This window comes from Aminobacter sp. P4_D5 (assembly GCF_056401815.1).
Genome location: NZ_JBFUIP010000005.1, coordinates 76,644 through 85,156 on the forward strand (window position 1 = coordinate 76,644; position 8,513 = coordinate 85,156).

An 8,513-nucleotide genomic window follows, 5' to 3' on the forward strand; every position below is an offset into this window, starting at 1 on the left:
GGACAGGGTGACACCACTACCCCAGTGTGTGTTGATCGCAGCGCAGCCCGCCGATGGCGCCGCCTGGGCCTGCCAGACCGAGCCGAAGGTAGTGATTGCCGATAACAAAACGAGAGTATTTGCCGCGCGCGCCAAACCACGGCACACGGACCGAAGTCCACCAAAAGCTGTATTCACGTAATTTCCCCCTCGGCAGCCAGCCGAGGAAACCCAAGGCTAGTACCGGCAGTTCACCCGAACTGCTTCCATACCTCCACTTGGGGAAGCCGAGAACGCCATGGAGGTTAAGTTACTGAATCTGCAATCAATGCGTGGTTGCAATTGCCACCTACTCCGCTCCCGCGACCACTGAGAAATCCGCGGCTGTATCCCTCAACAGCTTCCGTCCGCCTGCATTGCGGCTTGTTTCAAGGAAGGCGCAACGCTGACGCCGATGCCATTGGTTGCCGCCCACATGCCGCGCGTCACGGCCATCGAGTGCTTCGCCGGGTCGCTCGCGCACGACCTCGTTGCCTCAACATCAAGGTCAAGCTGAAGGAGCCGAGCTACCCGTCGAGATGGCAAATTCGCATCGCAGCACGCAGCTTCATTTTCGATCGGGCCTGACATTTGCCCGGTCCTGTCCTGCTAGCCTAGCCGGTCGAAGGACGCGACGGTCTTGGCCACAGCCTCGCTGGCCTGGGCCTCATCGCTGACATCGGCGGTGACAGCGACAGCACGGTCGCCGTAGGCACGACACCACATCCAGCAAATTGGCAATGCCTTTCCAACTCGACCTTGGTGGGATGCTACGTCGCTCCATCGATTTCAAGCTGCTCTTCCAGAAGCTGCAAGGTCTTGAGATACTGGGCGACCAGATGCTCTTTTGCCAGCTCGGCATTGCCGTCGATCGTCGCCTCCATGATGAGGCGATGCTCTTCGTTTGAATCGCGGCGCGGAGTGGTCGCGATGACCATGGATATGTACCTGTAGCGCTCGGCGTGATCCATCATCTCGTTGCAGAAATTGATCAGCAACGAGGACCCGCAGGCGGCGATAAGCGCATTGTGAAAAGCGCGATGCTTGATTTCCCATTCTGAATTATCGCCGCCTTCTTCCGGCAGCCGGACCTTCGTACGCGACAGGCGGTGATAGGTGAGGATAACATTGTCTTCCCAAGCCTGGGTACGATTAGCGATGGATTCCTCCAGCGCCTTCGCTTCAAGCCAGCAGCGCGTCTTGACCAGCTCGCGGAGACGTTCGAGCGACAGCTGAGGCACCGAAAAGCCGCGCTGGTCGTGGCGATCGACCAGGCGCTCCGATGAGAGCCGGTTGAGCGCCTCGCGCACGGGGTTCGTGCCTGCCGAATAGCGCGAAGCGACCTGATCGATCTGCAGCTTCTGGCCGGGCTTGAGCTCACCCTTGAGGATGTCCTGGCGAAGATGCTGGTACACGAAGGTCGCCGTCGTCACCTTTTCGGTACGGCTACCCTCTCCAGCCTTCTGCTCGGCAAGAGCCTGATCAACCAGCGTCATGCGTTGCCCTATCTGTCGCCCAAAGGCTCACTTGCTTACGCCTCCGCTCATACTGGACTTGTGCCAGAAAACCAGCTTGCGCTCCAGCCACACGACCGACCAAAACAGGGTCAACCCCAGAAGACTGAGGAAAATGATCAATGAAAACACCCTTGGGGTGTTGAGCTGCGAGGAGGCAACGCGAATGAGTTCACCAAAACCTTTGCCGCCGCCAAGAAACTCCCCGGTGATGGCACCCGCCATGACCCCGACCGCTGCAATCTTCAGCCCGGTGAAAATCTGCGGCAAGCCGAGCGGCAGTTTCATCTTGAACAGCGTCTGAAAGCGGCTGGCGCCCATGGTCTTGAACAGCATGCGCGCATTGTCATCGGCCACGTAGAGGCCGGCGGCCGTTCCCACAACGATCGGGAAGGTGGCGATAAAGGCGGCGAGCGCCACTTTCGAGGCGATGCCAAATCCCAGCCAGGCCAGAAACAGCGGCGCGAAGGCAACTTTCGGCATGGTGTCGATGGCAACGAGATAGGGCAGCACGGCGCGCTCGCCGAAAGCCGTTTCGCCCACCAGCACGCCAAGCAAAAAGCCGATGCTGATGGCAATGGCAAAGCCGAGGATCACCTCCTTGATGGTAATCCACATGGCCACCAGCATATAGCCGCCGGAAAGCAGGTTTTTGGCGACGAAGACGATGTCGGCGCCGGTCTCCCATGGACCCGGCAGGATGATTGGCGAAACCACGCCCAACACATGGATCAGCTGCCACAACGCGATGAAGCCGAACAGCAGCCCGGCCATGGCAATGGAGCGGGGAATCCGGTCTATGAAGGAGACATGTTCGGTCCAGATCGTCTCCGGACGCTGGTCCTTGTTGTCAATTGCGACCATTACAGGAAAGCTCCCTTGTCGAGCCTTGCGCGGATGCGGCGCACATACTCGCCAAACTTCGGATCTGTCATCATGTCGAGCGTCCGTGGCCGTGGCAGATCGATCGTGACCGCTTCGACGAAATTGCCAGGCCGCGGCGACATGACATAGACCGTATCGGACAAGATCACCGCTTCTGGAATGGAGTGCGTGACCAAAAACGCGGTGGCGTTGCGTTCCATGCAGATGCGCTGCAGCTCCATGTTCATGAAGTCGCGGGACAACTCGTCGAGCGCGCTGAACGGCTCATCGAGCAGAAGCACGGCGGGCCTGGTGATCAGCATCCTGCAGATCGCCGCGCGTTGGGCCATGCCGCCGGACAATTCGTTCGGGCGCACGGCATCAAAGCCCTTCAGCCCGACAAGATCGAGCAATGCCCGCGCCTCGTCGTGCATGGCCCGTGCCGCCTTCTTGCCGTCGCGAATCTCGATCGGCAGGACGATGTTTTCGAGTGTCGTGCGCCACGGAAATAGCGTGGCCTGCTGGAACATCATGCCGATATCTCGGCGCGTGCCGGTGACCGGCGTGCCCTCCAGATAGACACTGCCCTCAGTCGGCGGCAGGACACCCGCCATGATCTTAAGAAGCGTGGACTTGCCACAGCCGGAGGGCCCGATGACCGAGGAGAAGCTCCCCTCGGTCAATGTCAGGTCGACCCGGTCGAGCGCGTGAATGGAGCGGCGCGCGTAGCTTTTCGCCACGCCGCGGAGCTCGTATACGGGCCGGCCTGGCAGGCCGGCCCCGTCGAATTCGGATCGCTGAAGTGCGTTCATTCGTTCCAAGCTTTCACGAAATCATTCGTGTAGGCCGCGTTCAGGTCGTCAAGCGGCTTGGCCAGAGCACCCGTCGCCACCTGGCTTTCATGCCACATCTTCCAATGCTCCGGCGGCTGGTAGCCATAGCCGTTGGACAGGTCGAGCGGCGTGACGCGATCCTGGATCGCGGTCAAAAGTGCTGCTGCGAACTTTGCGTCCTCGCCTTCCTGGGGATTGCCGGCTGCCGCATGGGCGAGCACGGCATCCTTGTTGGCCGGATCTAGGCCGAACTTCGTTCCCTTGACCAGCGCCTTGCCGAAGCCTTCGATGACTTTCGGGTTTGCCTCGAGATAGCTGCGCGTGACCGCCCACCCGTTGCCGAAGAAGGCCAGGAATTCTTCCGGAGTGATTTCGCGCAACGGGATGCCGCGCGCACCGATGATCGCCGCGTCACTGACGGCAGCCGCATAGGAATCGACCTCGTTGTTCAGGAACGCCGCGGCAGCCGTGCCGCCATCGCCAACGGCGAGAAATTTGTAATCGGTGCCTTCGGCCAGCCCGGCCTTGGAAAGGATGGCGCGGCTGAAGCCCACTTCCGCACCGTCGGCCGTGCCGACGCCGACCGTCGTGCCCTTGAGGTCCGTCGGCGTCTTGATCGTCGCGTCCTCCTTGACCACGAGGCCAAAGATGGATTTCGGGAACTGGTTGTAGATGAAGACCACGTCCTCGCCGCGCGCGCGGGCGCCGAGCAACGGGCCGGGGCCTGGATTGCCGATCTGCGCCTGGCCTGCCGCCATGGACTGAAGCACGGAAGCCGAACCGTTCACCGCCTCCACGGTGACGTCGAGACCCTGCTCCTTGAAGTAACCTTCTCCGATCGCGACATGCAGGGGGAAGTTGTTGATCGCCGAGGGATTAGGCACGACAATCGTGACCTTGGTCTCTTGGGCATATGCACTTCCGGCTGTACCTGCGACCGAAGCCAAAGCCATTGTCAGTGCCAATTTTACTGTTCGGTGTAGATCCTTACCCATTCTCATATTCTATTCCTCCCGTGGCTGGCTGCGCGGAATTGTTCCGTCGACTAGCAACCTCAAACAATCTACATTTTTCACAATAGCTGTCAAAAACATATTTTGAAGATGCAATCTGGGCAATTGAATTTACCGTCCTGGTCCTACTCAACACCAGTGGCGCCGCAAAAATGTCGAATATTCATTGCTGAACCAGCAAATTTGGGCGCCACTAACGCCCAAAGCCACCGCGAAGGCGATGCGTCCGCCTCGACACCAGTCTAACCCAATGCTTGACACCAATGCACAAAATTCTGCCGTGGCGAAAATCATACATTCTTGATGCAATGCGCGAAGTTATGTGCTTAGCTCCGACGGTGTTGTTCAAGCAGGGAGGAGCCGGTATGGCCAATGGGTTCGTAGTCGAGGCGCCGCAGCAGGTAACGCTGCCGGTCGCAGGTAAGGCAGAGCGGTTTCCGGTTCGCCGCATTTATTGCGTCGGGCGCAACTATGTTGCCCATGTGCGCGAGATGGGCGGCAACGAGGATCGTGATCCGCCGATCTTCTTCCAAAAGCCCACTGACGCGATTGTCCAGGATGGCGCGACTATCCCCTACGCGACCATGACCAAGGACTTCCACCACGAGATGGAACTGACCGTGGTGCTGAAGTCGGGCGGCTACAACATTCCCGAATCTGAAGCGCTCGATCATGTCTACGGCTATTGCGTCGGGCTCGACATGACGCGCCGCGACATCCAGGGCAGCGGCAAGCCTTGGGAGATCGCCAAGTCGTTCGACCAGTCCTGCCCGTGCGGTCCGATCACGCCGGTCGAGAAGGTCGGCCACATTTCGTCAGGCAGCATCAAGCTCACCGTCAACGGCGAGGCAAAGCAGGACTCCGATGTCAACCTGCTGATCTGGAAGGTGCCGGAGATCATCGCCAACCTCTCGACCTATTTCGAGCTCCATGCCGGCGACATCATCCTGACCGGCACGCCTCATGGCGTTGGACCTGTCGGACCCGGCGACGAACTGGTTGGCACCATCGCCGGACTGGAACCGCTTACGATACGGATCGGCACGGCTGCCCAGTAAGACAAACCGATCGGGGGCGTGGCCATGGATGCTGACTTCGAGCGACCCGATCCGACGCTGCTGGGACAACTCGCCGCGTTCTCCGCGGCGACGATCCACGAGGCTAACGGACAACGCGGAGCAGTATCCAGCGCCCTGCAATCGCTTGACCCGGTAATGCGCCTCTGCGGCACCGCCCTGACGGTGCATTGCCCGGCCGGCGACAACCTGATGATCCACGCCGCGATCGCCGTGGCCCAGCCCGGCGACGTTCTCGTCGTCGATCATCAGGGCTCGATGGACGACGGCCCCTTCGGCGACCTGCTTGCTCAAGCCTGCCTTGCTAAGGGCATTCTCGGCCTGGTCATCGACGGCTGCGTTCGCGACGCTGCAACCCTCAAGCAGATGAACTTTCCGGTCTTTGCGCGCGGCCTGTGCATCAAGGGCACGACCAAGGTCAAACCAGGCACGATCGGCCGGCCAATCAGTCTTGCCGGGGAACACGTCGAACCGGGAGACGCTATCCTGGGCGACGAGGACGGCGTGGTCGTGGTGCGACGGCAAGACATCGCCAGCGTCATCACGGCATCGCGCGAACGCGAAGCCAAGGAGGCCGTCATGCGCGATGCCATCAGAAACGGCGCCTCTACGGTCGACCTCCTCGATCTGAAAAGCCGTCTATCGGCTGTCTCGGCCTAAGCCGGGCGCGATCTGCCTGAACACGTCACGCTCCGCCCGAGATAGGCGAAGGGCAAAGCCTCTCAAATTTCAGCGGTTGCGGTTTCGGACGGCTCGGTCGTTTCGTTGTCGCGCCAGTCTTCAGGTGCTTCGCCGGCCCAGGAAACGCGCGACAATGGCTTGCGATTGACGCGCAGGTCGAAGACATCGAAGCGGTTGTAGTGCCCGGTGATGTCGTGCATCTGCTTGGGCTGGATGCAGCGGTTGAGGTCGATCTCGGCATAGACGATGCCCTCTTCGTCAACCAGCGGGTTGCCGACCACGCGCCCGTCAGGGCCGATGACGCCTGAAAAAGCACTGTTCCTGCGCTCCAAAAGGGCGCGCGCCTCGGGATGATCGACACAGATGGTATCGATCATCTCTTTGGTGATGGTCGAGCACGACACCACGGTAAATACCTTGCCCTCAAAGCAATGTGCGGCTGCGCGCAGGCGGATGGCCTCGGCCATGTCGTAGTCGGCGGGGGCGACGGGCAGTGAGATGTAGCTCGCCACATGCACCATTTCGCCCTGAGCCAGCAGGGCAAAACGGGCGAGTGTGTTGGTGTTTTCGCCACAGGCGAGCACGCCCAGCCGGCCGATATCGGTGTCGTGAACGACTAGGCTCGAACCGTCGCCACCGGCCCAGGTCAGCTTTTCGGCCCAGGTCGGAACCAGCTTGCGGTGACGGCCGAGCAGTCGGCCGTCGGCACCGATCGTGACGATAGTGTTGTAGATCGTGCCATGACTGCTGCGGGGCCGTTCATTGACGCCGATCACGACATTGATACCGCATTCGCGAGCTGTCTGAGCAACAGCGCGAACTTCCGGCCCAGGCACGTCGACGGCACTTTCGTGCAGTTTCTGGAACCAGGTGCTGCCCTGGATCGGGTTCATGATCCAGTTCCAGTAGGGATAGCCGGCGATGAACGCTTCAGGGAAGGCGATGAGCTTCGCCCCGTTGGCGGCTGCCTCGCGGATGAGCGAACATACTTTTTCGGTGGTGGCTGCCGCATCCAGAAAAACAGGTGCCGTCTGCACGGCGGCGGCAACGAATATTGGAAGCTTGGTCATCGACAATGTCCTCATGTCCGGGGCGAGGCGAGGCGGTGCCTTGCTTGCGCCCTGTTAGACGGCGACGACCGGGCAGCGCAGGCTCCCGATGCCATCGACGCCAGCTTCAACGACGTCGCCTGGCCACAGCCATTCGCGTGGCGTGCGACCCGCGCCAACGCCCTCGGGAGTGCCGGTGGCGATGATGTCGCCAGGCTCCAATGCAATGCCCTGGCTGATGTCGGAGATCAGGTAGGGCACCTTGAACAGCATGTGGCGGGTGTTCGACTTCTGCTTGGTGACGCCGTTGACCGTCAGCCACAGGTCGAGGCCATGCGGATCGGCAACCTCGTCGGCGGTGACGATGCAGGGGCCGAACGGAGCGTAGGTGTCCTGCCCCTTGGAGACGATCCACTGGCCGGCGCGGCGGCAATCGCGGGCGGATACGTCGATCATGACGCTGTAGCCGAAGACGTGGGCCAGCGCGTCTTCTTCCGAAACGCGCTTGGCGCGCTGGCCGATGACGACAGCCAGTTCGACTTCCCAGTCGAGCTGCTGGGTGATCTTGGCATTATGTTCAATGGCGTCGCCGGGTCCGCAAATCGTGGTCGGGGGCTTGGAGAAGATGACCGGCTGGTTTGGCAGGTCTGCCGCGTTTTCGAGCATGTGCGCCGATTCCGCGATGTGTTCGACGTAATTCAGGCCGATGCCGAAGATGTTCTTGCGGGGGCGCGGGATCGGGGCCAGCAGCTTGACGTTGGCGGCGTAAAACGCCGTGCCGACCGGCCAGTCGTCAGTTGACTCATCAATGATCTTGCGCGCTGTGTCGAGCGCGGCAGGACCGAGGTCGATGAATTCCAGCATGTCGCTGGGCAGTTCCAGATCGTAGAAAGCCGCGAGCGCCTGCAGGTCGACGACCAGATCGTTGACGAGCGCACCCAGGCGCGCTGCGGCAGTCACGCTGCTGCGATAAGTAACCAGACGCATGTTCTTGCACCTCTGTTGGTTGGCGACGAGATGCCGGCCGTCGTTAGCGGCCCTCTCTGTCTCGATTCGCTCGCACCATAGTTCGCCATCGCTTCTCGTCAACATATTTTATAAAATCTTGAACATTGCACAAAATTCCATGGACGGATAAAGTGTCGGCGAGGCCTGAATCCAAGCCTCGCATCGCCCATTGGGATAGAGCTCGTGACGGATCCTGCGTTTGCCGATTCCGACGGATCGCTTGCCGATCGCGCATACCGCCTGATCCGAGACGATATTCTCAACGGCGCTTTTCTACCCGGCGAGCCGCTGCGCCTTGCCGTGCTCCGGGACCGCTATGGGCTGAGTTTTTCGCCCCTGCGCGAGGCGCTGACGCGCCTGAGCAGCGACCGGCTCACCGAGCTTGCATCGCTTCGCGGCTTTCGCGTCGCGGAAGTTTCGCTCGAGGAGATGTGGGATGTCATCGGCATTCGTATTC

At 60.7% G+C, this 8,513-nt stretch carries 10 protein-coding genes; 3 read left to right on the forward strand and 7 right to left on the reverse strand.

From position 1 onward, the window contains the following. Nucleotides 1-627 precede the first annotated feature (627 nt). The 5 genes from AC1DWF_RS02560 to AC1DWF_RS02580 form a co-directional block, all read right to left on the reverse strand. Nucleotides 628-759, reverse strand: a complete 132-nt coding sequence (locus tag AC1DWF_RS02560; RefSeq protein WP_476784932.1) for a hypothetical protein — start codon at nucleotides 757-759, stop codon at nucleotides 628-630. Between the two features lie 29 nt (nucleotides 760-788). Next, on the reverse strand, nucleotides 789-1,514 hold the full coding sequence (locus AC1DWF_RS02565; protein ID WP_476784931.1) for a GntR family transcriptional regulator: 726 nt from the start codon (nucleotides 1,512-1,514) through the stop codon (nucleotides 789-791). 27 nt (nucleotides 1,515-1,541) lie between these two features. Next, complete coding sequence (locus tag AC1DWF_RS02570) at nucleotides 1,542-2,396, reverse strand: ABC transporter permease (protein WP_476789247.1); 855 nt, start codon at nucleotides 2,394-2,396, stop codon at nucleotides 1,542-1,544. Beyond that, nucleotides 2,396-3,136 (reverse strand): ABC transporter ATP-binding protein, encoded by a 741-nt coding sequence (locus tag AC1DWF_RS02575; RefSeq protein WP_476789248.1) that lies wholly within the window; start codon nucleotides 3,134-3,136, stop codon nucleotides 2,396-2,398. Before AC1DWF_RS02575 ends, AC1DWF_RS02570 begins: the two co-directional genes overlap by 1 nt. A gap of 68 nt (nucleotides 3,137-3,204) precedes the next feature. Continuing rightward, on the reverse strand, nucleotides 3,205-4,182 hold the full coding sequence (locus AC1DWF_RS02580; protein ID WP_476789249.1) for an ABC transporter substrate-binding protein: 978 nt from the start codon (nucleotides 4,180-4,182) through the stop codon (nucleotides 3,205-3,207). A gap of 425 nt (nucleotides 4,183-4,607) precedes the next feature. Here AC1DWF_RS02580 and AC1DWF_RS02585 point away from each other — a divergent pair, with 425 nt between their 5' ends. After that, entirely contained in the window at nucleotides 4,608-5,300 is a 693-nt protein-coding gene (locus AC1DWF_RS02585) for a fumarylacetoacetate hydrolase family protein (protein ID WP_476789250.1), read from the forward strand. Nucleotides 5,301-5,324: 24 nt separating this feature from the next. Continuing rightward, nucleotides 5,325-5,978 carry a 4-carboxy-4-hydroxy-2-oxoadipate aldolase/oxaloacetate decarboxylase gene (locus AC1DWF_RS02590; protein ID WP_476787087.1) on the forward strand — a complete coding sequence of 218 codons (654 nt, stop codon included), beginning with the start codon at nucleotides 5,325-5,327 and terminating at the stop codon, nucleotides 5,976-5,978. A gap of 62 nt (nucleotides 5,979-6,040) precedes the next feature. On the opposite strand, the gene AC1DWF_RS02595 is transcribed toward AC1DWF_RS02590, so the two are convergent. Together AC1DWF_RS02595 and AC1DWF_RS02600 are read right to left on the reverse strand one after the other, a co-directional pair. Continuing rightward, on the reverse strand, nucleotides 6,041-7,069 hold the full coding sequence (locus tag AC1DWF_RS02595) for a carbon-nitrogen hydrolase family protein (RefSeq protein WP_476789251.1): 1,029 nt from the start codon (nucleotides 7,067-7,069) through the stop codon (nucleotides 6,041-6,043). Nucleotides 7,070-7,123: 54 nt separating this feature from the next. Further along, nucleotides 7,124-8,035: a fumarylacetoacetate hydrolase family protein gene (locus tag AC1DWF_RS02600; RefSeq protein WP_476787143.1), complete on the reverse strand. Its 912-nt coding sequence runs from the start codon at nucleotides 8,033-8,035 to the stop codon at nucleotides 7,124-7,126. A gap of 204 nt (nucleotides 8,036-8,239) precedes the next feature. On the opposite strand from AC1DWF_RS02600, the gene AC1DWF_RS02605 reads away from it, so the two are divergent. Beyond that, nucleotides 8,240-8,513 (forward strand): GntR family transcriptional regulator (locus AC1DWF_RS02605; RefSeq protein WP_476841430.1); only part of this gene is annotated, 274 nt, incomplete at its 3' end.

Bases quoted from the DNA above. Each gene is read 5' to 3' on its own strand.
- AC1DWF_RS02565 (WP_476784931.1), bottom strand. From the start codon at position 1,514: ATGACGCTGGTTGATCAGGCTCTTGCCGAGCAGAAGGCTGGAGAGGGT.
- AC1DWF_RS02570 (WP_476789247.1), bottom strand. From the start codon at position 2,396: ATGGTCGCAATTGACAACAAGGACCAGCGTCCGGAGACGATCTGGACC.
- AC1DWF_RS02580 (WP_476789249.1), bottom strand. From the start codon at position 4,182: ATGGCTTTGGCTTCGGTCGCAGGTACAGCCGGAAGTGCATATGCCCAA.
- AC1DWF_RS02585 (WP_476789250.1), top strand. From the start codon at position 4,608: ATGGCCAATGGGTTCGTAGTCGAGGCGCCGCAGCAGGTAACGCTGCCG.
- AC1DWF_RS02590 (WP_476787087.1), top strand. From the start codon at position 5,325: ATGGATGCTGACTTCGAGCGACCCGATCCGACGCTGCTGGGACAACTC.
- AC1DWF_RS02595 (WP_476789251.1), bottom strand. From the start codon at position 7,069: ATGACCAAGCTTCCAATATTCGTTGCCGCCGCCGTGCAGACGGCACCT.
- AC1DWF_RS02600 (WP_476787143.1), bottom strand. From the start codon at position 8,035: ATGCGTCTGGTTACTTATCGCAGCAGCGTGACTGCCGCAGCGCGCCTG.